The sequence below is a fragment of the Sphingomonas sp. HDW15A genome (assembly GCF_011301715.1).
GTDB lineage: Bacteria > Pseudomonadota > Alphaproteobacteria > Sphingomonadales > Sphingomonadaceae > Sphingomicrobium.
This window is the reverse complement of the sequence record NZ_CP049870.1, coordinates 862,672-885,684: the sequence shown is the minus strand read 5'-3', so window position 1 is coordinate 885,684 and position 23,013 is coordinate 862,672. Positions and strand designations below refer to the sequence as shown.

The following is a 23,013-nucleotide window of genomic DNA, read 5'->3' as shown; positions in this document are numbered from 1 at the left end:
AACTTTCAGATAAGTTGCTACGCGCAACTCTATCTGCCGAAGAGGACAACGCAAGAATCCATGGGTCACGTCCTCATCGTCAGTAACTGCGCCTGGAACATTTTCCATTTCCGAAAGCCAATACTCGATGGATTACTTCGGTCGGGCAGGAAAGTGACCGTGAGTGCTGCTCGTGACGGGTACGAAACGCTACTTGTTGAGCAAGGTGTAGCCTTCGAGCCTCTCGAATTCAGCGCTTCCGGGAAAAATCCCTTTGAGGATGCCCTTTTGGCTGTCCGGCTCAGAAGGATTATCCGAAAGGCGAAACCGGACGCTGTCCTTACCTTTACGATCAAGCCGAACATCTATGGATCCCTGGCGGCGGCGCTCTCGGGTACACCCGCCTACCCCACCGTTAGCGGGCTGGGATCGGCCTTCCTGTCAGGCGGAATATTGCCGAAGATCACGAAGTTTCTTTTTCGAATCGCCCTGAAGGGCGCGAGGCTCGTCTTTTTCCAAAATGAGGATGACCGCGAACTCTTCCACCGCGAGAAGCTGGTCGAGTTGGAAAAGACACGGTTGGTGGCCGGGTCAGGTATTGATCTCGACGCATTTAAGGCCGCTTCGCTACCAACCAGCAAACCCTTCACGTTTCTCCAGATTGGCCGGATACTCGCCGACAAGGGCGTTAGAGAACTTGTCGAAGCCACGAGGATACTTCGGGCCGAAGGCAAAACTTGTCGTGTTCTCCTGCTCGGCGAGATCGGGTCCGACAACCCGAGCGCTATTCCAGCTTCTGAGGTGCGGAAGTGGATCGATGAAGGCTTGGTCGAGCACGTCCCGCCCGTAAACGACGTGCGTCCAATAATCGCGCAGGCCCACACGCTAATTTTGCCGTCCTATCGCGAAGGGTTGCCTCGCAGCCTCCTTGAAGGCGCCGCGATGGCGCGCCCCCTGCTGGCCTCCGAGGTGCCAGGATGCCGGGACTTGGTATCCGACGGTGTGAATGGTTTCCTCTGCCAGGCTCGCTCATCACGTTCACTCGCAGATGCCATGGCGCGAATGATTGATCTAAGTCGGGACGATTTGGTCCGGATGGGCACAAAATCCCGCGCACTGGCGGAACGGAAATACGATCAGAGTCTTGTTACAGAAGCGTACCTAAGAGAGATGCCGGCTTGAAGCGATTGTTCCGATACTGGTTCGAGAGCAAAGGATCTGAATTCGTCCCGGCTGTCCCGCCGGGCGTTCGCGTTTACGCGATCGGCGATATTCACGGTCGAGACGACCTGCTCCACGAACTCCTCGATCAAATCGAAGCGGAGCCAACAACCAGGAATGAGAAGACCATTCTCGTCTTCCTCGGCGATCTCATCGATCGCGGACCTGCCTCGCGCGCAGTGGTCGAGCGTTTGGCTGGCTATCGGCGCGAGAATACCCACTGCGTATTTCTTATGGGCAATCACGAGGAGGCACTCCTTCGCGTCATTGAGGGGGATACTGGAATCCTCGGTACCTGGCTCAGAGTTGGCGGCGACACTTGCGCCGAAAGCTACGGCCTGGATGGCAAGGAGCTGCGCCGCCTGCCCGCCTTGCGGGCCATCGAACAGATCCGCTCGGCCATCCCCGCCGAACACGTCGAATTCCTGAGAAGCTTCCACGACAGCTTCCGGATTGGCGACTATTGTTTCGTGCACGCCGGCGTGCGCCCAGGCATACCCCTCGACCAGCAGGCCATTACCGACTTACGATGGATCCGGGGCCTTTCCTTCAACACGACGGACCGCACGACGCCATGATCGTTCACGGTCATACGATCACGCAGGAAGTTGACGAGCAACCTTACCGGATTGGGATCGACACCGGCGCTTACAAGAGTGGAACACTCACGGCCCTGGGCCTTCGTAGAAGCGATCGCTGGACAATCCAGACAACGAATTCCGAGATGTGGTCACATCGATCGGGCAATGCTAACAGCCCCGCCGGCGCGTTCGCGTCGCATGGCTCATGAGTTGGATGAGATCTATGTCTGTAACGCGCGTATCACTCCTCGTGGCCTTAGTTCTGCTGGCATCCTGCGCTGACAGGCGCGGCGGGCCGATACCCTACAACGTATCGGATTTCGGCACGCCGGACCGCCCGCAGCCACTTACCCTTGCGGAAGATTACCGCATCGCTCCGTTGGACACGCTGACGGTGAAAGTATTCAAGATGCCGGATCTCTCAGGCGATTATGATGTCGATTTGACCGGGCAGATCTCGATGCCACTGGTGGGCAATGTGAAGGCCGTGGATCTTACGACGGCCGAGCTCGGCCGTAGCCTGAAAGCCAGGTACGGCGAGCGATATCTCCAGAATCCCGACATCAGTGTCGGCGTGAAGTCTTCGACAAGGGCCAGCATCACTCTCGACGGCTCGGTCGGCAAACCAGGCTCGGTGCCTGCGGGAGCAGCAACAACGCTCATGCAGGCCGTTGCCCAAGCTGGCGGTGTAACCGAGCAGGCCAATCCTCGGCGGGTGGCAATCTTCCGGCAAATCAATGGCCAGCGGCAGGCGGCAGCATTCGACCTGACTGCGATCCGGCGCGGAGAGGCTGCAGACCCGAGGGTCTATGCCGGGGACATCATCATCGTCGACGGAAGTGGCATCAAGGCCCTGCAAAAACAGATCCTCAATAGCTTGCCGTTGTTCTCGATCTTCCGACCCTTCTAAGCGGACATCATTTTGTGAACACCAACCTCCCCGCGAATTACGAACGGCCCTCGATGCCTGAGCCCTTTGGGCCCGTCAGGGGCCAAGGAATGCATTTTAACGAGCAGGCTCAGGAAAGCGGCCTGGACTTGGCCAACCTCATCCGGATCGTTCGAGAGCGATGGAAGCTCATCCTCGCGGCGGTCTTAGCCGGCGCTGCTCTCGCGATCCTGTACACACTGCTGACGAAGCCGCTCTATCGGGCGGGAGCCGTGCTCGAGGTAAATCCGCCGCGGGTGGAAGTCCTTGAGGACGAAGAACGTTCAACTGGCGCGCAGCAGGTCGGCACCTGGGACTTCATCGCTACGCAGGTCGGCTTGCTCAAGAGCCAGAGCCTTGGCGAGCGCGTTGCCCAGGACCTGAACCTGGCGGCAAACGCCGCCTTTGTTGACCAAAGCGGTGATCCGGAAAGCCGACTGAAGGCGGCCGGCGCGAAGGTCGCTGGTGGAATAGGAGTTGAGATGCCCAAGGAAGGGCAGCTCATCAATTACACCTTTACCGCCGACGATCCGCAGATCGCGGCCATGGTGGCCAACGGTATCGCTGATGCTTTTATCGATTCCAATCTCCAGCGGCGCTACGATGCCTCGAACTACGCCCGTGAGTTCCTGCAGCGACAACTAAACAAGACCCGTGGTGAGCTTGAGAAATCGGAGCGCGCGCTTGTCAGCTACGCGCAGTCACAAGGCATTATCAACACGGCATCGGGTGAAGATACGAACTCAAACAGCGATGCCAACTCTCTTCAGGGCGCGTCCCTGGTCGCGTTGAATTCCGCCTTGGCTGAAGCGACTGCACGCCGCATCGCGGCTCAGGGCGCCTATCAGCAAGCTCGGCTCGCCGGTGGGTCCGCCGAAGCGACGCAAAGCACATCGGCACTTAGGGGAACTCTCGCCGCGCTGGAAGCAGAGTACCAGGAAAAGCGCACCCTCCTGAAGCCAGAGCACCCGGATATGGTGGCGTTAAAGTCGCGGATTGACGAGCTGAATCGTCAGATTTCGGCTGAACAGTCCCGCGTTGCTGGTGGTCAGGCAACCACCCTCCTCGCAGCGTACCGTGCCGCCGTCGCTTCCGAGAACGCCCTTCGCTCGCGGGTCAATCAGCTTCGGGGCTCGGTGCTAGACCTTCGGGGCCGCAGTATCCAGTACAACATTCTGCAGCGCGACGTGGACACCAACCGCAGTCTCTATGACGCTCTCTTGCAGCGGTATAAGGAGGTCGGTGTCGCGGGCGGCATCGGCGATTCTCCAGTATCGATCGTTGACCGCGCCCAGGTTCCTGGAGGCCCATTCAAGCCCAACCCGCTTCTGAACCTCCTCGCCGGAATAGGCTTGGGACTTCTCGCCGGCATTGCGTTGGCGGTCCTTCTCGACCTGCTCCATGACGTTCTAAAAACGCGGGAAGATGTCCGCACGAGACTCGGCCTCTCCTGCCTTGGCGTTATCCCCAAACGAAAAGGGGATGGCTCAATCGTCAGTGATCTTGCCGACGAAGCTTCTGGGATCGCCGAAGCCTATTCCGCGGTCCTTGCGGCACTGCGCTTCTCGACTGACCACGGTACGCCGCGCACACTGTTGCTGACGAGTACAACGCCGGCGGAAGGGAAATCGTCAAGCGCATTTGCGATTGCCCAAAATCTCGCACGTCGCGGAGAAAAAGTCCTTCTGATCGACGCCGATCTCCGTCGTCCAATTTTCAAGACGCAGTCGTCCGGACGCGGTCTGACAAAACTCCTCACGAACGAGGAATCAATTCGCGGACATTTACACGAGACACAGTTCGAAAATCTTTGGCTGCTTCCCTGCGGACCGACGCCCCCCAATCCTGCGGATTTGTTGTCTTCGCCGCGCTTCGCCAAAATCCTCGTAGAAGCGGGGCGCGAGTTTGACCGTATCATCATCGACGGCCCTCCAATGCTCGGGCTGGCGGACGCCGTCCTTCTCGCGAGTGCGGCCGAGCACGTGGCGCTGGTCGTCGAGTCCGGGCGCACGCGGACTAAGGCTGCAAAGGAAGTGATTCATCGCCTCAGTTCTGCGGGAGCGAATATTCTCGGTGTTGTGCTGACGAAGTCCACGGAAGAGGCAAGCAGCTACGGCTATAGTTATCGTTATAGTTCGATTGGTGATAACCGCGATGATCTGATTTTGATTACCCAGCAGTCGAACAGCTAGTCCGCTCTGCCTCGATGAATCTGGTTTACAGATAGTGAAGCAAGGATGACCCAAACCGGCTGTAGAGGTGTGAAGCCGATGTCTCCCGTGAGTTTGAGAATACTGCTTGCCGGTCATTTGGAAAATAGGTGTACGTCGTCTTCAATTTTTGAGCCTGCAACGCTCAGCTGGCTGATTTCGGAGCCCGGCGGCGGATCCCCTCTGTGATGAAAACCAGTCTCTCCTTTACAGGAAAATCGGCAACTCCTTGTCCGATCGAACGAGAAGCCTGTTTCGGCTCCGTCGTTTCGAGTCTTGTTTTGGGCGGCGCTCTGAGTGGCGGCATCTATGCCGGACATCTTCGCTGCCCACTCGCCATCGCCGGCGCTGAGACCAGGGCGAGCATCCTAACGCGAGCCCGCGCTCGCGAAGTAATGACGCGCTTCCCGCCGGACCGGCTTTGCTTCGCTGCGTATGTCGAATTGGTGGACGGAAAGCAGCGCGACAAGGGTGGAGTGGAACCTTAACTTCGCTATAGTGAGCTTAGCTCGCGGAGTTTACTGCAGCGGAAAGTTCGTCCGCTAATCAGCGAGTAAAATACAGTGTATCGTTGATCCACGGCAGGTGGTGACGGCGAGGCAACTGACGAAAGTCACACATGGCTGCTTTGACGGCCTGCTTGGTTTCCATGTTGATAAAGTCGTGACACGAAATTGCCGCGTTACGAACGTCGAGAGCACCTAGGCCCTTGACCGCCAATTGTTCTGCTCCCTCGATATTCATCTTGAGAAAGTCGATCCTCTTGATGCCAAGGTCGGCACAAAGCGAGGACAGTGAGCGCATTTCGACAACGGCGTCTCCACGGCCGATGGAGTTGCCAAGGTGATTGGCGGTCGTCTCGATAGTAGTTGTGCCATTCATGTCACCAATGGCGCAGTGGATGGGTTCAGCGGGTAAACCGCTAAGGGCAATTGTCTTGGACAGGCAGCGGTACGTCCTCGGGCTGGCTTCGATGGCAATATAACGTTTGACTTTGTGGGAGATAACTACCGCTTCCTCGCCAATGCCCGCTCCTACATCAACGACGACATCATCTGCCTTGGGCTGGTAGAACGGCAGGAAGTAATCCGCAACTTCGGCCTCCATGAAGGACAGGCGCTTGGCGACCGTATCGGGTGACGCGATTGTCACTCCATCTTGGCGAGCAATCCAGTCACCATCCGCGTCGACATGGAACGAGCGGCCGCCGCCAGCGAGGTTGGCAGCTAGGACGGCAAGAGACGGGGATACACGGCGCAGGCGTTCGATTGATTGCCACGCAAACGCCGAGACATTCATTGGGCCAGAGTAAAACTTGACGTCGCGCGCATCAAGGCCTCCCCGACCTGATCCGTCGGCAATTTAACGTAAGAATGAACTCGGTGGGGATTTCGGAATCAAACTTAGCAACGGGCGCTCGACCAACAGGAAGTAGGCAATGCCTGTCAACGTCCCGGCGAGCACCAGTGCCGGAAGGGCGGGATAAATCCGGGCCACAACACTGATCGCTAGGCCATGTGCAAGATAGATCGAATAGGACGCTCCTCCAGTCCATACGAGCCATCGCGGTATCCGCATTCCCCCGCGCTCTGCTGTTAGCAAAGCGGGCAATACTAAAGCGAGCGACGCTCCGAAGAGCCATGACGCTTCCCTTGGGGCACCAAGGTAGAGCCATAAACTAAACGGCAAGATAGCTAGGGGGAAAATTGCCCAGTTTCGCTGCCAACGATGACATATGACCCCAAACAGAAACTCAAGATTTATACTTCTGAAGGGCAGCCATTCAGTTGGGGCAAGGATGATCGCTGCGGCCCAGATGATGAGCAGCCAATTGTTTCGCGTAACCAACATCGCAGCAAAAACGGCGTAGAAAACAACTTCGTGCTGCAGAGTCCATGCCACCGACAAGGCCGGATCACCGATCGGCAAAAGGGTGAGCGTCGCGAGCCATGACCATGTGCGGTCGCCAGCGGAGACTGACGGAAGTGCCGTGTATAGCAGGGCAAAGGCGACACCTACGGGTAAATATGGCAGAAAGACGCGGCGGAATCGATGCCAGACATATTCCCCAAGCGTCTTCCCGCTCACCGAATGCGCGATAATGAAGCCCGATAGCACGAAGAAAAAGTCGACGCCGAGATAGCCATGCTCGAGCATCGGTATGTTTACGGCCCCAAAGTCCCGCGCGGCCAACTGAGCGTGGTGCAGCACGACGGCAAGTGCGGCGATGGCGCGCCCAGCCTGAAGGCATTTAATTTGTGCCGCGGCTGGGCTCATTGCCGGGTGAGACAACGCAACATGGCGAAGGTCTATAGCTGTACTCTAAAAATTGAACAGCCTCTCCCATTGCTTAAACGCGCGGCCTTCGCCAGCCAAACTCCTGAGACATCCGCCGGCCGCGAGAAAGATCGGCGGGACGAGGTTCAATTCCAAGATTTCGACGAGACTGCTACCGGCAAAATCGGCAGGACGAAGGATCACGTTATCGAGTGCCGTAATTAGCTCATGCGTCCGTACGACGCCTAATGTAATAAGCGACCGTTCGCCATGCCAACAGGTTGAGCGGGTGAAGCCGAAGCGACCGGGCGAGCAGGGTTCGAGAAGTGGCGAGTTCTCCATGGTCGATCGCACGCGCAGCCTGGACCCGAAGCATCTCGCCTATGTACCTGCGATCGGTAGCAAAATCTCGCTCGAGGGCGACTAGAGTCTCAAAACGTTTCTCGGCAAGATCGTCCGAGCCGGTCGCCCTACGTTGCGCTGCAAGGATTTCGAGTATCCTAGTCATGACTAGGTTGCTTGGCTTGGCAACGGAGGTAGTAACTGATCCTTGGTGTTGGCGATAATCGTAGAGAGGGTCAGAAATGACCCGGACCTTAGCGTGTTCACTGGCGAGCAACGCCCAGTAGAAGTCTTCGCCGAAAGATCCATCAAACCAACTATTGAGCATTCCGACTTGGCAAAAGAGCGAACGCCGCACCATCATTGGCGCGAACCAGAATTCATAAGCGGATTGTGCTCCAGGCTCGATCAAAAGATCACTGGCCGGGGACCGAAGCCCTATGCACCGTCCATCCCGGTCGATAAGCTTCAAACCGCAGCCGACGATGCCGCAATCGGGATCAGCGTCGAACACTGCAACCTGACGTTCGAGCCGGTCACGAGCGCAGCGGTCGTCAGCATCCTGCTGGGTTACAAACTCTCCCCTCGCCTGTGCAATCAGCATATTCTTATTGCCGATAAGCCCAAGCGCCGGGGTGTTACGAAAGTAGCGAATTCGGGGGTCAGTCGGAAGCGTTGCAATGAAGTCGGAAGTTCCGTCGGTTGAGCAGTCGTCCCCTATTAGCAATTCCCAGTCGGCGAGCGTCTGATCAAGGATCGATTGCACACCCTCGGCGAGAAAGGGCATGGCATTTCGGGCCGCCATTACCACCGAGACTCGCGGACCAGTCACTGGCTACGGACTTTGGCCTTAAGGCGGGACAAAATCACGCGCATCGTGGTCCGCGCATACCAGTTGAAGGGCTGCGACCCCTCTTCGATTTGCTCGCGAATGCGCTCCGTGTGGATGTGTGCAAAGCATTCTAGCGCGTCGGGATGTATGACTGGATTGATGCGCGGCTCGCTGCCTGCGGCGTCGTCCCGCCTCGCGAGAATGAGGTTCTGGCGATACCAGGGCTCGATTTCACTTTCGTTCCAGATAGTCCAGCGCGGCGCATCGACGCAGGCAAATCCATGGTTATTGAAGAGTGCCTGCCAGTATGCCGGCCATTGGCAGTTCACGTGATGCATACCATCTTGGTTGGGCGCTGCGGCCGCGAACAGGATTTTATCGCCATGGCGGACTAGCGATTCCACGAATCGCGGGGCGAACTGTTTGGCCAAATGCTCCGCAACTTCGAGCGATATGACGAGGTCAAATCGCTTCTTAAGATCGAGCGGTTGTTCAAGGTTGACCTGTCGAACCAGTGAGCGGTCGATATGGAGCCGCCCATTTGGAACCGTGACCCCATCGACTCCCATCACTTCGGTCGCGCCTAGATCGAGCGCGGAGCGAAGCCATGTTCCAGTGCCGCAACCGACATCGAGAATCAGTCTCGGAACGCCGTCGGGAAAAAGCATCGACAGCGCCTTTCGCGCGCCAGCAATCGTATGGAGGTTGAGCGAATGGTCGTAATCGACCTCTTCCCCCGCGGCTCTGGTGTCCAAGTTTATCACTCCTTTATCCCTTCGACGATTGCCGCCGTGCAAGAAGCTCGCGCATCGCGCCCGCATTGGCTGCGCCATCAATGTAATTATCGAGCCAGTCCGGACGCCCAGAAAATCTCTTTAACTGCGCCTTCACCGCATTCCGAACCCGGCTAGCGATCAGCCAAAAGGGGATCCCCATCACCCCTAAGCCGCTTCCATCTGGGTTGCCGCGTTTGACCGCGGTTCGTCCGGTTCCGACCGCGTGATCCCGAACGAAGGCTAGGGTCTGGCGATCGCGAGGAATGCAGTGATGAACGATCGCGCCGGGTACGAATCGGCCCTCCGACGAACTGGCGTCAAGGACGCGGTCCATGATTTCCGTCTCTTCGCCATGGAGGAGATCATTACCGATCCGACCGAGACTGGGATCGAAACGTAGGTTTCGAAGCGAAGACCTTCGGAACATCATGTTCGCTCCGTAGGGGTAAGTCTCCCTGCGACCAGCGACGATCGTTGGCCCGATCTGCGCCGGATCCTTTACCACATGCATGGCAGCAATGGCCGGGACATCGCCAACCCCGCGTTCAAGCCAGCGAGGCGCTCCGCCCTCGAAGCACGGAAGGATAGCTCCGCCGAACAGATCGGTGTCCCAATATTCGCGCGCCGCAGCGACGTAGGCCTGAAGAAAGGCGCGATCGACGATGACGTCATCGTCTGTCCAGATTACATAGTCGCTGTTGACGTGCTCGAGAGCTGTATTGCGGGCGTTTGACAGGCCGGGACTTCGTTCCACCACCGTCCGAATCGGAAGCTTTTCGGCGAAGCACGCGATGACATCCTGCGTAGAGTCGCTCGATCCATTGTCGACCACAAAAATCGACCAATTCAAATCCTGAGGAACTGTCATCGAGGAAAGGGAGTCGAGCGTTCGACGAAGCGATTCTGCACGATTCCAGGTGCAGATGACGATTGTAAAGCTGGCGTTCTTCATCTCGAAGATCTCCCACTTTCGTGCGAGACGGTCGCCGAGGCCTCGCTCACCAACCCTTTGTCCACCAATAAAATCCGACCGCACTTTTCGAGCGTCGTCAGGCGATGCGCGATCATTACAACCGTGATATCGTCACCAAGCGCCTCGATCGACGCCATCACCGCGGACTCGGTGGCATTGTCGAGCGCACTGGTCGCTTCGTCGAGAACGAGGATACGCGGGCGGCGGTAGAGGGCTCGGGCAATTCCAATCCGCTGGCGCTGGCCACCCGAAAGACGAACGCCCCTTTCTCCGGCCTGCGTGTCGTAGCCGTCGGGGAGCCCGTCGATAAAATCTGCAATCCCCGCTTGGCGCGCGGCTTCCCTAACGCAGTCCATGTCGCGGTCTTCTTCCGATATTCCGAAGGCGATGTTTGAAGCTAAAGAATCGTCCGTGAGGTAGATCGACTGCGGAACATGGGCGACTTGGGCCTGCCACGACGCCCGATGGGGCCCAGTCATTGGCTGACCATCGAATAAGATTCGGCCGTCGCTTGGATCGAGCAGCCCAAGCAGAAGGTCCATCAACGTACTTTTTCCCGAACCGGTCGGGCCGGCGATACCGATGCGTTCGCCGTGGCGGATTGTGAAATTGACGTCCCTCAACACTGCAGTGCCGTCGGGATAGGCGAAGGAAACATTATCGAACAGTACCTGGTCGGTGAAGCACGCAATCTCACCACTCGGGAGGGGCGGCAACCGATCCTCGAGTACCAAAAGCTCGGCAATCTCTGCTAGGCCCGGCGCATTGCCGATAACCGCGGTCCAGCCGTTGTAGGCAATCTGGAGCTGCGGCAGCAGCCTCTGAGCGCCAAGCGCGAGGGCGCCAAGCGTAGGGAGCGCGGCGGCGATCCCGCCGGGACGGCCGGCAAGTGTCCAAACATAGGCACCAATCGCAACGATGCCTATCGTCTCGATTAGGATGCGCGGCGCCTGAGAAAGGAAAGCGCTGGTGATGAAGGAACGGCGCATGATATCGCCGCTGTGGCGGAACGAACGTTCATATGCAGGCTGTGACCGATCAAGGAGTGTATCGCGAATACCTCCCAGTCCTTCCTGGAGCACCTTCATCTTACGGGTCCAGTGGTACGTTACATCCTCACCCGCCGAAACCAACCTCGGTCGGGCGATAGCGCTCATCACAACGTAAAGCCCAACGAGCACCCCGCCGGCGACCAGGGCAACTACCGGACTGACCAAGAGCAGGAGAATGATGATCATCACGCCAAGAAAAGTCGCGACGACAGCCTGAATAGCAGAAATTAACACCGAAAAAGTCAGGTGATGCAACTTTTCAAAGCGCGTGATCAGATCAGCCGAATGTAAACCAACATAATAAGAATACTCTTGGCGAAGGACTTTGGCGAAGGCGGTATTGGCCAAATCGAACGACACATTGAAGGCGAGCGCCTGGCTCGATCGCGCGAGGGCCAGCCTCATCAGACCGCTAATCATTGCCAACGCGATGAAGGCAATAGCTGTGATCGCTATCAATTGGGCTCCCGGTCGAAGAGTCGTCGCCCACGGACCGAGAAGCGGAATCCCTCCGAGGCTGGCCGGATTGGTCAGCACCGCAAGGAAAGGCAGAATAGCACCAATGGAAATAGTTTCGGCAAACGCACTGACGAAAAGTAGAACGACCACAACCCAGCATTCGCGTCGTCGCGAAGGCGAGAGGTTTCCGTAGATTATGCGTACTGGCGTCATTGCGCGGCCGTACATAGCCGCTCAGCGCAAGATGGACAGCGCCAAGCTTGCCTTTTTGTGCACCAAGCCCTTTGGCTTCCAAATGATTAGCGTTTCTCGGGCATTCCTGTGCGTATTGTCGAACTGACGGAAACCCTGACTGCGGGAGGCGCCGAGACGTTCGTGGTTCGCCTGTCCAACGCGCTGGTGCAAGCCGGGCATCAAGTTTTGTTGGCCGTCATGGTGCCAAACATCCACCCCGCAGTCGCCGCGGCGATCGACCCGCGTGTTCAAATTGAATTGGTCCCTCCCCGAGGCTGGCGATGGTGGTGGCGGGCCGAAAAGGCGATGCGACTGGCGGGAATGCGCCTCCGCCCTCAGCACGCACGCCAGCGCCGCTGGTTATCGCGGCTGGTCGAAGAATTTCGGCCGTCGGTTATCCACTCGCACCTGCTAAAAGCGGACCTGCTTGCGATGGACGTTCGAAAGTCGCGCCCGAGCATCGGCCATATGCTGACCGTCCACGGCGACTATCCAATGTTTCTCGAAGGGAAATCGGACCCGTTCCTGCTCGATCTCGAGCGCCATGTCTCGGAAGTCGCGCGATCAGCGAGCGCGATCGTCGGAGTAGCTGAGCCGCATCTCACGCTGTTCCGCGAGCGCTTCGGCGTGGAACTGGACCGCCTCCACCTAATCTACAATGGACTCGAGCAGCCGGCCTCGGATGGCCCCAGTCGCGCCGACCTGGGCCTGCCCGAAACCGCATTCATTTTCGGCATGGTCGCCCGCGGGATCGAAGGGAAAGGGTGGCGCCCAGCGATCGAAGCTTTCCGTTGCCTTGATCGCCGCGATGCGGTTCTGGTTTTGGTGGGTGAAGGGCCTTTTCTCGACACGCTCAAGGCCGAGGGACAAGCCGACAACGTGATTTTCGCGGGCTTCGCGGCGCGGCCGGTGGACTGGATTCGGCATTTCAACGTCGGGCTTATGCCTTCCCAGATCCCGCATGAGAGCCTGCCGACGGTGATCATTGAATATCTCGCCTGCGGAAAACCCGTCATCGCCACCAATGTCGGCGAAGTCACGGCGATGATTCGGGCACCCGATGGATCATTGGCAGGGCAGCTCGTTCCGCAGCGCTCGGTAGAAGCCTTGGCAAAAGCTATGCGACAGGTGCTGGAAGATACGGCTCTTCGAACAAGGCAATCGGTGACGGCGCGGGCCGCATTCGCCAAATTCGCGATGGTGGCGTGTCTGGAACGTTACGAGCGGCTGCTCACCTACGTTTCCAGCAACTCTTCAAGTAATGCGCGCCATTGAGGAACGATGGCGTCGGCGGTGAAGTCGGTTACGCGCTTGCGCGCGACTTCCGCCATGCGTTCGCGGCAGTCCGCGTCGGCGAGGAGCGACGCGAGTGTGTCAGCCCAGATTTCGATCGAACCGATATCGTGTCCGGGGATCGGCATCAGGATCCCGTACGGAGCCTCTTCCGCAAAAGTGATCGGCGTGGTCGGCACCGGGCTACTTGGCGCTAGGATCTCGCGGGGACCGGTTGGACAATCAGCGCTCACCACCGCCTTCCTGCAAGCCATCGCCTCGCACAAAGCAAGCGGGAAGCCTTCCCATGCGGACGGTAAAACGAACAATGCCGAGCGAGCGATGAACGCGAACGGATTTGCCTGAACACCGAGGAAATGAACGTCAGCTTCGTTATCGATCCCATTCCATGGGCTGCTAATCCGCAGGCCAAAACGTGCCGCCTCGGCAAGCAGGTCGCCGCGCAGAGGCCCGTCGCCCAGGATCAGTAAGCGCGAGGCCGTATCCCCCCGCAAGCGAGCGAAGGCCTCCAAAAGTGGTGCTTGGTTCTTCTGCTGCGCCAGACGTCCCGCGGTGACGATTACCGGCGGTCCATCGAACAAGTGCTCATGTTCTGGCGCTAGACTGGCACCAGACTTCGCTTCGATACCATCTACGTCGAAATAGTTGTTGATGACGCGGACGCCGTCGATGCCAGCTCTGACCATTTCTGCCGCTATGTCGCGGCTTACCGCTACGACCGCGTCGGCCCGACGTAGCGCTTGGGGAATAAGAACACGCCTGCGAAATGCCCCAAAATGCCCTTGAAATCATGGTTGTGGGAAATCGAGCCGTGCAGCACCAACACCACCTTCTCGCCACGCCGGCTCAGGAGGTCGACGTAATGCGCACCTTCTAGGTGGGCGATGCTGATATCCAGCTTCCATTTTTCCTTGAACCTGCCGTAGCGAACAACCCGACGCAGGAAGTTGACAAGCCGATTGATCAGCCCTCCCCCACCATCGACTTCAAGGCTCACCACATCCTCGCCTTCAAAATCGATGCCGTCCGCGCGATTGAAGACGATTTCCCGGACGTCCGCAAAGGCGCGGAAGGCCGTTGCATGGTCACGAACCACCTTGGCCGCCCCGCCCATCGACAATTCCGTGACCAACAGGGCAATTTTCGGCTTCACTCGAGCGGGGTCCTCATATGCATTGCGCCCTTTGCCGAACCGGCTATGCGGGACGAGCCTTAGGAAGGAGCCGGTTGGGGTGCAAGCAGCGGTCAGCGTATCGATCCGCTTTAAAAGCGAGGTTTCGCCATGTGCGGGATAGCCGGCACATGGCGAGTTGAACCGCCCACGAATGACGAATTGAGCGCGATGGCCCAATCGCTTCGGCATCGCGGCCCGGACGACCACGGAATTTGGATCGACGCAGAGGCTGGGGTTGGTTTCGCACACACGCGACTGGCAATCGTCGATCTCAGCGCTGCGGGACATCAGCCGATGCGCTCAGCATCCGGCCGCTACGAACTTGTCTATAATGGCGAAATCTACAATCATGACGAGCTGCGGTCGCTAGTTGACCCAGTGGAAAACGTGCAGTGGCGCGGGCACAGCGACACCGAGACCCTGCTGGCTATGATTGAGCGCTTCGGGCTCGAAGAGGCACTGTCGAAATCGATCGGTATGTTCGCGCTTGCCTTGTGGGACCGCGAAACCAGAACACTGTCTCTGGCGCGCGACCGGCTAGGTGAGAAGCCGCTCTATTATGGCTGGGCGAACGGCTCCTTCCTATTCGCCTCCGAGCTGAAGGCGATGCGGACGGTGCCGGGATTCGCCCCGCCGGTCGACCGGGCCGCGCTCGACTGCCTGCTTCGCTTCTTGGCGGTGCCGGCACCGCGATCGATTCACGAGGGCATCTTCAAACTCATGCCGGGGACGATCCTGACGCTTGGCGTCGAGGATCGAACGGCCATGCCGAGCGGGTTCGACGGGCGTGCCGGAAACCGGATTACGAGCTATTGGTCGATCGACGAGGTTATTGCCCGCGGACCGAGCGAGCTGGGCGGCGAGGATGCCGAAGCCCTCCTCGAGCAGTTGCTCATTGCGTCAGTCCAGCGCCAGTCGGTCGCGGACGTGCCGGTCGGCACCTTCCTGTCGGGCGGCTACGACAGCACGCTGGTCGCGGCGTTGCAGCAGGCTCATGGCGGATCGCGAGTCGAGACGTTCACGATCGGGTTCGACGAAGCCGGCTTCGACGAGGCACCCCATGCCCGAGCGGTGGCCGCGCATCTGGGCACCGACCATCACGAAATGCGAGTCAGCTCTGCAAACGCGCTTGTGCTGATCCCCGAATTGCCGTCCATTTATGACGAGCCGTTTGCAGACAGTTCCCAAATCCCGACGACTTTGCTCAGTCGGCTAGCGCGCCGACACGTGACGGTGGCGCTGAGCGGCGATGGTGGCGACGAGCTGTTCGGCGGCTATAATCGCTACGTCGCTTTTGCGAAGAGCCGAAAGGCGCTCGCCGCGGTCCCTGCTCCCCTGCGGCGCGCCGCAGGGGCAGCATTGGGCGCAATCGGCAGCGACCGAATCGACCGCTTGGGGCGTTGGACACGGATCGACCGTCGCTTCCCGCAACCAGGCCAAAAAAGCCAGAAACTGGCGACGCTCTTGCGAAACGGCAAAACGGTCGAGAAGCTGTTCCCCGAGCTCACCTCTCATTGGGGTGCATCCGAGCGGCCGGTGCTGGACACCGCGCCCTGCGCGTCTCGCCTCGCGGCGCTGCCCGGCATCGATGAGGCGAGCCGGATGATGGCGTGGGACATGGCCGACTATCTGCCCAACGATATTTTAGCGAAGGTAGACCGGGCGTCGATGTCCGCCAGCTTGGAAACGCGTGCCCCGTTCCTCGACCATCATGTGGTCGAATGCGCGCTTGGCCTGCCGAGCGCGATGAAGATCGGGTCTGATGGAGGCAAGGCGATCATGCGCAACATCCTTTACCGCTACGTCCCGCGGAAGCTCCTAGACCGACCCAAGGCGGGCTTCGCCATCCCGCTCGGGCAGTGGTTGCGCGGTCCACTGCGCGACTGGGCCGAAACCCTATTGGCGCCCGATGCGCTGTCGGACCATTTCGACGTCGCGGTAATTCGCAACCGTTGGGCGACACACCTCAGCGGCCACCGCGACGATAGCCTGGCGATCTGGCCGGTGCTGATGTTCCAAGCGTGGCGAGGGTGAGGCCACTAGTTTGCATCCTAGATGCCAGCATCGGCGTCACCGGGGCGCTGGTGGCGGCGCGGCGCGAAGCGGAACTCATCGCCGACCGAGCGCGAGTCTTCCTGGTAGTCCCGCGAGCGTTTAAGGCGCCCGCGAGCGAACTGGCCGCGTTCGAACGGGTCGTGCACCTGCCGATCCGCCCGCTCCGGCGCTCGATCGGCAGCCTCATCGCTTACATCCCGGCGCTGTTTCGGTCGGGGCGACTGCTTCGCGATCTGCTCCGCGAGAGCGGCTGCGACCGGCTACAGGTGAACGATTTCACCCTGGCAGAGGGATGGATGGCGCGGCGGCTGGGCTATCGCGGACGCATTGTCACGTGGGTGCGGATCGACCCAAAACGCTTCGGGCTCGCGGGACGGTTGTGGCTCAAGGCGGCGCAATCGGCATCGGACGCAATGGTCGCAGTCTCGAAATTCATCCGCGACCGGAGTCCAAAGCTAAATATCGAGCTGGTCTACGATCCGGCGCTCCATGCGGCCCGGGTCGAGCCGACGGGCCAGCGTCTGCTGTTCGTCGGCAATTACACGCGCGGCAAGGGCCAGGATGTCGCGATCCGCGCCTTTCACGCCTTGGCCAACGATTTCCCGAATGCGACCCTGGCGCTGCACGGCGCGACCTTCGGCCTTCCAAAGAACGACGCCTATCGACGCGAGCTGGTCGAAATCGCCTCTGGCGGGCCCGGCTGCAAGCGGATCGAATTGGACAGCTATGCCGATGACCTCCCTGCGCTCTACGCAGGTACCTTGGCCGCAGTGAATTGTTCGGAAAGCGAATCCTTCTCGCTCACCTGCCAGGATGCCAGCGCGCACGGCCTGCCGGTGATCGCTACGCAATGCGGCGGGCCGGAGGAGATCATCGATCACGGAACCAGCGGACTACTGGTACCGGTGGGCGACGTCGCGGCGGTCGAAGGGGCGATGCGGCGGTTGCTTAGCGATCCCGAAGAGGCACGGCGCATGGGCGAGGCTGGATACCATCTTGTCCGGCGACGCTTTGGAACCAACGCTTACGTCGCCAAGGTAACGCAACTGCTCGAACTTATCGGCTGACGACTGAACAGAACAGGTCTACGACTCTCGGAGCCCACGAAGCAAGTGAGTAGTCGGCGATGGCGCGGGCGCGACCGGCTGCGCCAAGGCGGGCCCGGTCGCCCGGGGTGTCGATGAGGTGCTGGAGCGCGCTGCGCCAGTCGCTATTACTGTTGGCGAGAAAACCGGTCTGGCCGACCTTCACGATCTGGACGTTAACTCCGACGGGCGAGGCTACGGCCGGCAGGCCACACGCCATGTACTGAATGAGCTTGTAGCCGCACTTGCCGCGCGCCCACGGCTCGTCGGGGAGCGGCATAATGCCGATGTCCATAGCTTGCACGTCTGCGACTTCGCGATGCTCAGCCCAGTCCCGCGCCTCCATACCTTCGAAGCGGTCGGCCTCGGCGTCCCTCCCCGCGCCGACCGCGAGGAACTGGGCTCGGCCCCCGGCGCAGAGGTCGGCCAGCAGGGGCAAATAGGGACGGACGTAAGCCCAGGTCGACGGGCTGCCGATCCAGCCGATCACGGGTGGGCCGGCCGGACGCGACGCAACAGGGGCGTAGGCGTCAGTGTCGACCGTCGTCGGGATGATGTGGACGTTGGCGTTCCAGCGCCGTGCATAGTCGGCGAGATAAGCGTTCCCGGCGGTAACCGCCGCGGCACCGGCAATCAACGGCTTCAACTTACCCCGGAGGAGCGTACTCCGCTCGTGATCGTGAAAGAAGGCGTCATCGTAGTCGTAAATGACAGGGGGCCGGCCATGATCGCCAGCGCCTCGAACAAGCTTGGTAGCTTGGGATAGATTTCAGCATAGACCCAAAGAAGGTCATAGTCCTGGGCGCGCCCGAGATCCGCGAAGCGGCGTGCAAAGGCGCTGAGCAGCCGGCTCTTCGGATAGGACGCACTGGAAGCCAGCGCGGCGACATAATCGTCGTCTAGCAACGGTCGAACGTCGATGCGGAAGCCCGCATTGGCGAGAGCGGGCACGTACTGCACCAAGCGTTGCCGTGTGCTAGCCGCCGCGCGTCCGTATTTGGTCAGGGCAAGGACGCGGGTCATGCGTTGATAAAGCGGGGAACGAACGCACCTACGCCCACTCGCCAGTCAGGGAGCGCGATACCGAGCGCGTCGCGGACCTTGGTGCCATCCAGAATACTGTTGGCCGGGCGTTTCGCAGGGGTTGGGTAGTCGGCGGTGGCGATGCGCTTCACTTGGGCCGAAGGGCCGCCGTGGGCGGCACTGACGGTAAAGATTTCCTCGGCGAGGTCCGCCCAGCTGGCCGTGCCCTGCCCCGCCAAATGCCAGATGCCGCCCGCGCGGCCGGCAATTGCGCAATCCGCTAGCGCGATTAGCGCGTCGGCGAGGTCGAGAGAACTGGTCGGGCAGCCGTGCTGGTCGGCGACAACCTTGATTTCATCGCGGTCAGCGGCGAGGCGCAGAATGGTTCTCGCGAAATTGTGGCCGAACGGGCCGACCAGCCAGCTGGTGCGAACCACGCTGTGCGTGGGGCTGGCCGCAACGACCACGGTTTCGCCAGCTGCCTTGGTGCGACCATAGGCGCCCAAGGGCGAGACCGGATCGTCTTCCCGCCACGGACGAGTGCCCGAGCCGTCAAAAACATAGTCGGTGGAAAGATGGACGAACGGTATTCCGATCCGCGCAGCGGCCTCTGCCCCTCCCCGGCAGCGTCGGCATTGATGCGGTGGGCGAGCGCTTCCTCGTCTTCGGCGCGGTCGACGGCGGTATAGGCGGCGGCGTTGATGACGAGGTCAGGGCGCGCGTAGTCTATGGCGGCGGCGAAACTGCCGGGCTCGGCTAAGTCGCAATCGGGGCGCCTTGCAAAGATCCAATCGATGGCGGGTCCGCGCTCCGCGAGGCTGCGCGCGACCTGCCCGTCGCGGCCGCTGACCAGGATCCTCATCTTACCGTGCCGAGGCGTGCACCGGCGTAACAGCCGGAGCGGATCGGTTCCCACCACCAGTCGTTCGCGAGGAACCAGTCAATGGTCGCGGCAAGGCCGCTCTCGAACGTCTGCTTTGGCTCCCAGCCAAGTTCGGCCGAGATTTTCGACGCATCGATGGCATAGCGGCGGTCGTGGCCAGGGCGATCAGGGACGAAACTGATGAGATCGCGGCGCTTCACGTCGTTCAGCGGCCGACGTTCGTCGAGCAGATCGCAAATCGCCTCGACCACCTGCAGGTTGGTGCGCTCAGCACGGCCCCCGACATTGTAGCTTTCGCCCACGCGTCCCTTGGTCAGCACCAGCTCGAGCGCACGGGCGTGATCGTCGACGAACAGCCAGTCACGGACATTCTCGCCCTTGCCGTAGACCGGCAGCGACTTGCCCTCGAGTGCATTTAAGATGATCAGCGGAATCAACTTCTCCGGAAAGTGATAGGGGCCGTAGTTGTTCGAGCAGTTGGAAAGCACGACCGGAAGGCCGTAGGTCTCGTGCCACGCGCGCACAAAATGGTCGCTGGATGCCTTCGAGGCCGAGTAAGGCGACGACGGGGCATAGGGCGTTTCTTCTGTGAAGATGCCGCTATCGAAGGGCAGGTCGCCGAACACCTCGTCGGTCGAGACGTGGTGGAAACGGAAGTTCGCCTTGGCCTCGTCGTCAAGTGTACGCCAGTGGCTCAGTGCGGCGTTCAGCAAGCGGAACGTACCAACTACGTTGGTTTCAACGAACGCCGCGGGACCATCAATGGAGCGGTCGACATGGCTTTCGGCGGCGAGGTGCATGATGCCATCGACCTGTTCCTCGGCTAGCAGCCCGATGACCTGGTCGGTGTCGGCGATGTCGGCTTGGACGAAACGATAATTCGACGCGCCTTCGACGTCGCGTAGCGACGCGAGATTTCCAGCGTATGTCAACTTGTCGAGGTTGATGACGCGATATCCCTCACCAACGAGCCGACGGACGACAGCGCTGCCAATGAAACCAGCTCCGCCGGTAACTAGGAGCGTCTTCACGCAAACAGCTCCGCGTCGGCGAGGAGCGGCGCAGCGGCGTCCTTCGAGGACAGAATCAGGTCGTACCCACTAGAGGGCCAGTCAATTCCAATAGTCGGATCGTCGTAGCGGATCGCGCGATCGTGCGCCGGAGAATACGGTGCGGTCACGTTGTACTGGACTTCGGTATCGGGCTCGAGGGTCAGGAAGCCGTGGGCGAAGCCCTTCGGGATGAGGACCTGGTTCCAGTCGGCGGCACTCAAAGTAGCACCCACCCACCCGCCAAAAGTTGGCGACGACCGGCGGATATCTACTGCCACATCGAATATTGCGCCGCGAGTGACGCGAATGAGCTTTTCCTGGGCGTAAGGAGGTAGTTGATAATGAAGACCGCGCAGTACGCCGGCTGGGGCGGACATGCTATGATTGTGTTGGACGAACTCGAGCTGGATGCCCGCATCGTTCCAATCAACCTTGTTCCAGGTTTCCGAGAAGAAGCCGCGTTCGTCGCGATGGCGCGGTGTGCGGATCTCAATAACGTCGGGGATCGCGAGCCGACGGATCTCAAGCATGATCATGCTCATCGGCGCGCATTCGGAGGTAATTGGCATATTCAGTCTTCCCAAGACTGGCGGCCCGGGTGCGCAGCGACTCTGGTTGAAGCCATCCGAGTTCCAAAGCTATCTCTTCTAGGCACATAACCTTGAAGCCCTGCCGCTTCTCGATGGTGCGGACGTACGACGCCGCATCGTGAAGGCTGTCGTGCGTTCCGGTATCGAGCCAGGCATAACCGCGGCCCATCCGCACCACTCTCAACGACCCGTTTTCAAGATAGGCGCGGTTGACGTCGGTAATCTCGAGCTCGCCACGCGCGCTCGGCTTAAGATCGGCGGCGATGTTGAGTACGCGATTGTCGTAGAAGTACAGACCGGTAACCGCCCAGCGCGACTTGGGCTCAGAAGGCTTTTCCTCGATAGAGTTGGCAAGGCCCGTATCCGGATCAAATGCCACTACGCCATACCGCTCGGGATCCTCCACCAGATAAGCGAAGACCGTCGCGCCTTTTTCCTGCTGTGTGGCGCTCAAAAGAAGTTCGCTCAAACCGGCGCCATAAAAAATATTGTCGCCGAGTATCAGCGCTACGTTGTCGTCTCCGACGAATTCCCGCCCTATGATGAAGGCTTCAGCCAATCCATTAGGGGCAGCCTGTTCGGCATATTCAAGCGTTAACCCGAAGGCGCTTCCGTCGCCCAGGAGATCTTTGAATCGTGGCAAGTCCGTCGGCGTTGAAATGATGAGAATCTCGCGAATACCAGCGAGCATCAGTACGCCGAGCGGATAGTAAATCATCGGCTTGTCGTAGACCGGCAATAACTGCTTTGAGACGACTCTCGTCGCTGGGAATAGACGACTACCGCTTCCGCCCGCAAGAATTATGCCCTTCACATGCTCACCTTTCGCAGTACGATTTTCTGCCTATGACTATTTTGGATTGAACAGCCATCACTGGATTACCGTGCGATACGGAAGCCAAGCAAAGGAATGGCTTGCAAAGTTGAGCCAGACATAAAGCACTGCAAAACAGTAGCCCACAACCAGTGCCTTTGAGAAACCGTAAGATTTAAAAAGGAAAATCGATCTTCCGATGCCAACGACCTGAATGGGCAGCAGATAAAGCGCGACGCGGTCTACTGCAGTAGTCGAGGGCAACAGGAATAGCGCGGGCACGCATGCCAGTGCGGCGAAGGCAACAAGCCGCCAGAATCGCAGCATCCTTTCATCCAAACACAATTGGCGACCTGCGAATAGGATGATTAGAGCCGGCACAACATTCATTGCGACGCGAATGGCCGCTCCCTGAGACTCGTACCGGGCGTCAATGTAACTCGCGACAAGTTGGTCAACAGACTCCTCGAGAAGAGCATCATACAGTGCGTAGGCCGCAACCAGCACGGCCAAAGCGTTCAGGAAATGGTTTCGCTGTCCTGCAAAAATGGCGAGAGGCAGGACGACTACCGACGTCTTATGAAAAAGCGCGGCGAAGGCGACGTAGACTATGAACTTGATGCTTGAGCCGCCTCGGGCGAGTGACGCAATCCCGGCCATGATGAAACCAATGGCCACAGCCTGACGGGTATAGCCCATGGCCACAACGATTACGAGGTAGGGGATGGCAACTAACGCCGCGGTTCGCGGAGACGGCTCCGTCTGGCAAAGCCGCAAGAGACCCCAGCCGAATATGCCTCCGCATACCAGATTAACGAGCCACACGCTGCCATCAAAGCTTGCAACAACCCAGTTCAGGACGTGGTAACCCGGGTCATCTCGTTGGAGAGCCTCGAGGAAAGTCAGACGCGAGACGTAATCAAAGATTCGAAGATAGGCTTCGTAATCGGCACCTACGTGAAACCTCAATCCAATCATCAGGATCATGAAGATTCCGAGGACGATCAGGACGGGGTCGGCACGAAAATCGCCTGGACGCCGCGATTGCTCAGTCACTGCCCCAACAGCAAAGAGTCCAAACAGCAGCCAGTAAGCGAACAAGGTACAGTCCTTTTCCGGCCGGCAGGTATGCCATCCGCCATGCGGCCCTAGACGAGTGTCGAAGTGCGCTGCAAGCGGG

At 59.5% G+C, this 23,013-nt stretch carries 23 protein-coding genes and 1 pseudogene; 8 read left to right on the top strand and 16 right to left on the bottom strand.

Translation table 11 applies throughout. The annotated features are described in order from the left end of the window. The first annotated feature begins 60 nt into the window (after nucleotides 1-60). From G7076_RS04605 to G7076_RS04590, 4 genes are all read left to right on the top strand, one after another. Nucleotides 61-1,161: a glycosyltransferase family 4 protein gene (locus tag G7076_RS04605; protein WP_166200804.1), complete on the top strand. Its 1,101-nt coding sequence runs from the start codon at nucleotides 61-63 to the stop codon at nucleotides 1,159-1,161. After that, nucleotides 1,158-1,778, top strand: a complete 621-nt coding sequence (locus G7076_RS04600) for a metallophosphoesterase (protein ID WP_346774102.1) — start codon at nucleotides 1,158-1,160, stop codon at nucleotides 1,776-1,778. The genes G7076_RS04605 and G7076_RS04600 overlap by 4 nt, the downstream gene beginning before the upstream one ends. A 253-nt stretch (nucleotides 1,779-2,031) precedes the next feature. Next, nucleotides 2,032-2,691: a polysaccharide biosynthesis/export family protein gene (locus tag G7076_RS04595; RefSeq protein ID WP_166200802.1), complete on the top strand. Its 660-nt coding sequence runs from the start codon at nucleotides 2,032-2,034 to the stop codon at nucleotides 2,689-2,691. A gap of 89 nt (nucleotides 2,692-2,780) precedes the next feature. Further along, entirely contained in the window at nucleotides 2,781-4,901 is a 2,121-nt protein-coding gene (locus G7076_RS04590) for a polysaccharide biosynthesis tyrosine autokinase (protein WP_166200800.1), read from the top strand. A gap of 564 nt (nucleotides 4,902-5,465) precedes the next feature. On the opposite strand, the gene G7076_RS04585 is transcribed toward G7076_RS04590, so the two are convergent. From G7076_RS04585 to G7076_RS12385, 3 genes are all read right to left on the bottom strand, one after another. After that, the gene (locus G7076_RS04585) at nucleotides 5,466-6,218 is read right to left on the bottom strand and encodes an FkbM family methyltransferase (RefSeq protein ID WP_166200798.1); all 753 of its coding nucleotides are present in this window, start codon (nucleotides 6,216-6,218) and stop codon (nucleotides 5,466-5,468) included. Nucleotides 6,219-6,281: 63 nt separating this feature from the next. After that, on the bottom strand, nucleotides 6,282-7,196 hold the full coding sequence (locus tag G7076_RS04580; protein WP_166200796.1) for an acyltransferase: 915 nt from the start codon (nucleotides 7,194-7,196) through the stop codon (nucleotides 6,282-6,284). A 226-nt stretch (nucleotides 7,197-7,422) separates the two neighbouring features. Continuing rightward, complete coding sequence (locus tag G7076_RS12385) at nucleotides 7,423-7,704, bottom strand: hypothetical protein (protein ID WP_240913873.1); 282 nt, start codon at nucleotides 7,702-7,704, stop codon at nucleotides 7,423-7,425. A gap of 93 nt (nucleotides 7,705-7,797) precedes the next feature. On the opposite strand from G7076_RS12385, the gene G7076_RS12380 reads away from it, so the two are divergent. Next, complete coding sequence (locus tag G7076_RS12380; RefSeq protein ID WP_240913872.1) at nucleotides 7,798-8,244, top strand: hypothetical protein; 447 nt, start codon at nucleotides 7,798-7,800, stop codon at nucleotides 8,242-8,244. 122 nt (nucleotides 8,245-8,366) lie between these two features. Here G7076_RS12380 and G7076_RS04570 read toward each other — a convergent pair whose 3' ends face one another. Genes G7076_RS04570 through G7076_RS04560 form a run of 3 tightly spaced genes read right to left on the bottom strand, consistent with a single transcriptional unit; the run spans nucleotide 8,367 to nucleotide 11,780 of the window. Then, nucleotides 8,367-9,125: a methyltransferase domain-containing protein gene (locus G7076_RS04570; RefSeq protein WP_166200792.1), complete on the bottom strand. Its 759-nt coding sequence runs from the start codon at nucleotides 9,123-9,125 to the stop codon at nucleotides 8,367-8,369. 13 nt (nucleotides 9,126-9,138) lie between these two features. Beyond that, on the bottom strand, nucleotides 9,139-10,098 hold the full coding sequence (locus G7076_RS04565; RefSeq protein WP_166200790.1) for a glycosyltransferase family 2 protein: 960 nt from the start codon (nucleotides 10,096-10,098) through the stop codon (nucleotides 9,139-9,141). Beyond that, nucleotides 10,095-11,780, bottom strand: a complete 1,686-nt coding sequence (locus G7076_RS04560; RefSeq protein ID WP_166200788.1) for an ABC transporter ATP-binding protein — start codon at nucleotides 11,778-11,780, stop codon at nucleotides 10,095-10,097. Before G7076_RS04560 ends, G7076_RS04565 begins: the two co-directional genes overlap by 4 nt. Before the next feature lie 171 nt (nucleotides 11,781-11,951). Between G7076_RS04560 and G7076_RS04555 the strand changes: the two genes are divergently transcribed. Further along, nucleotides 11,952-13,139, top strand: coding sequence for a glycosyltransferase family 4 protein (locus G7076_RS04555; RefSeq protein ID WP_166200786.1), 1,188 nt, complete (start codon nucleotides 11,952-11,954; stop codon nucleotides 13,137-13,139). Here the strand turns inward: G7076_RS04555 and G7076_RS04550 are convergent. Together G7076_RS04550 and G7076_RS04545 are read right to left on the bottom strand one after the other, a co-directional pair. Beyond that, nucleotides 13,100-13,843 carry a glycosyltransferase gene (locus G7076_RS04550; RefSeq protein WP_166200784.1) on the bottom strand — a complete coding sequence of 248 codons (744 nt, stop codon included), beginning with the start codon at nucleotides 13,841-13,843 and terminating at the stop codon, nucleotides 13,100-13,102. The genes G7076_RS04555 and G7076_RS04550 overlap by 40 nt on opposite strands. A gap of 26 nt (nucleotides 13,844-13,869) precedes the next feature. Beyond that, nucleotides 13,870-14,310, bottom strand: a complete 441-nt coding sequence (locus G7076_RS04545) for a hypothetical protein (protein WP_206367570.1) — start codon at nucleotides 14,308-14,310, stop codon at nucleotides 13,870-13,872. 129 nt (nucleotides 14,311-14,439) lie between these two features. Here G7076_RS04545 and asnB point away from each other — a divergent pair, with 129 nt between their 5' ends. Then, nucleotides 14,440-16,365, top strand: coding sequence for an asparagine synthase (glutamine-hydrolyzing) (gene asnB / locus G7076_RS04540; RefSeq protein WP_166200782.1), 1,926 nt, complete (start codon nucleotides 14,440-14,442; stop codon nucleotides 16,363-16,365). Next, on the top strand, nucleotides 16,362-17,453 hold the full coding sequence (locus G7076_RS04535) for a glycosyltransferase family 4 protein (protein ID WP_166200780.1): 1,092 nt from the start codon (nucleotides 16,362-16,364) through the stop codon (nucleotides 17,451-17,453). Before asnB ends, G7076_RS04535 begins: the two co-directional genes overlap by 4 nt. Here the strand turns inward: G7076_RS04535 and G7076_RS04530 are convergent. The 8 genes and pseudogenes from G7076_RS04530 to G7076_RS04500 all read right to left on the bottom strand — a co-directional run bounded on the left by G7076_RS04530 (nucleotide 17,443) and on the right by G7076_RS04500 (nucleotide 22,934). Next, the gene (locus G7076_RS04530) at nucleotides 17,443-18,108 is read right to left on the bottom strand and encodes a glycosyltransferase (RefSeq protein WP_166200778.1); all 666 of its coding nucleotides are present in this window, start codon (nucleotides 18,106-18,108) and stop codon (nucleotides 17,443-17,445) included. The two genes, G7076_RS04535 and G7076_RS04530, sit on opposite strands and share 11 nt — an antisense overlap. 5 nt (nucleotides 18,109-18,113) lie before the next feature. Continuing rightward, nucleotides 18,114-18,494, bottom strand: coding sequence for a hypothetical protein (locus tag G7076_RS04525; RefSeq protein ID WP_166200776.1), 381 nt, complete (start codon nucleotides 18,492-18,494; stop codon nucleotides 18,114-18,116). Beyond that, nucleotides 18,491-19,084, bottom strand: coding sequence for a sugar nucleotide-binding protein (locus tag G7076_RS04520; RefSeq protein WP_346774106.1), 594 nt, complete (start codon nucleotides 19,082-19,084; stop codon nucleotides 18,491-18,493). The genes G7076_RS04525 and G7076_RS04520 overlap by 4 nt, the downstream gene beginning before the upstream one ends. Nucleotides 19,085-19,176: 92 nt before the next feature. Further along, nucleotides 19,177-19,356: pseudogene (locus G7076_RS12785) on the bottom strand (sugar nucleotide-binding protein); the annotation flags it as partial. Then, nucleotides 19,353-20,408 (bottom strand): dTDP-glucose 4,6-dehydratase, encoded by a 1,056-nt coding sequence (gene rfbB / locus G7076_RS04515; protein WP_166200774.1) that lies wholly within the window; start codon nucleotides 20,406-20,408, stop codon nucleotides 19,353-19,355. The pseudogene G7076_RS12785 and the gene rfbB, both read right to left, overlap by 4 nt. Further along, nucleotides 20,405-20,959 carry a dTDP-4-dehydrorhamnose 3,5-epimerase gene (rfbC, locus tag G7076_RS04510; protein ID WP_206367569.1) on the bottom strand — a complete coding sequence of 185 codons (555 nt, stop codon included), beginning with the start codon at nucleotides 20,957-20,959 and terminating at the stop codon, nucleotides 20,405-20,407. The genes rfbB and rfbC overlap by 4 nt, the downstream gene beginning before the upstream one ends. Continuing rightward, nucleotides 20,952-21,833, bottom strand: coding sequence for a glucose-1-phosphate thymidylyltransferase RfbA (gene rfbA, locus G7076_RS04505; protein ID WP_166200772.1), 882 nt, complete (start codon nucleotides 21,831-21,833; stop codon nucleotides 20,952-20,954). Before rfbA ends, rfbC begins: the two co-directional genes overlap by 8 nt. A 57-nt stretch (nucleotides 21,834-21,890) precedes the next feature. After that, nucleotides 21,891-22,934, bottom strand: a complete 1,044-nt coding sequence (locus G7076_RS04500) for an EpsG family protein (RefSeq protein ID WP_166200770.1) — start codon at nucleotides 22,932-22,934, stop codon at nucleotides 21,891-21,893. Nucleotides 22,935-23,013: the final 79 nt, after the last annotated feature.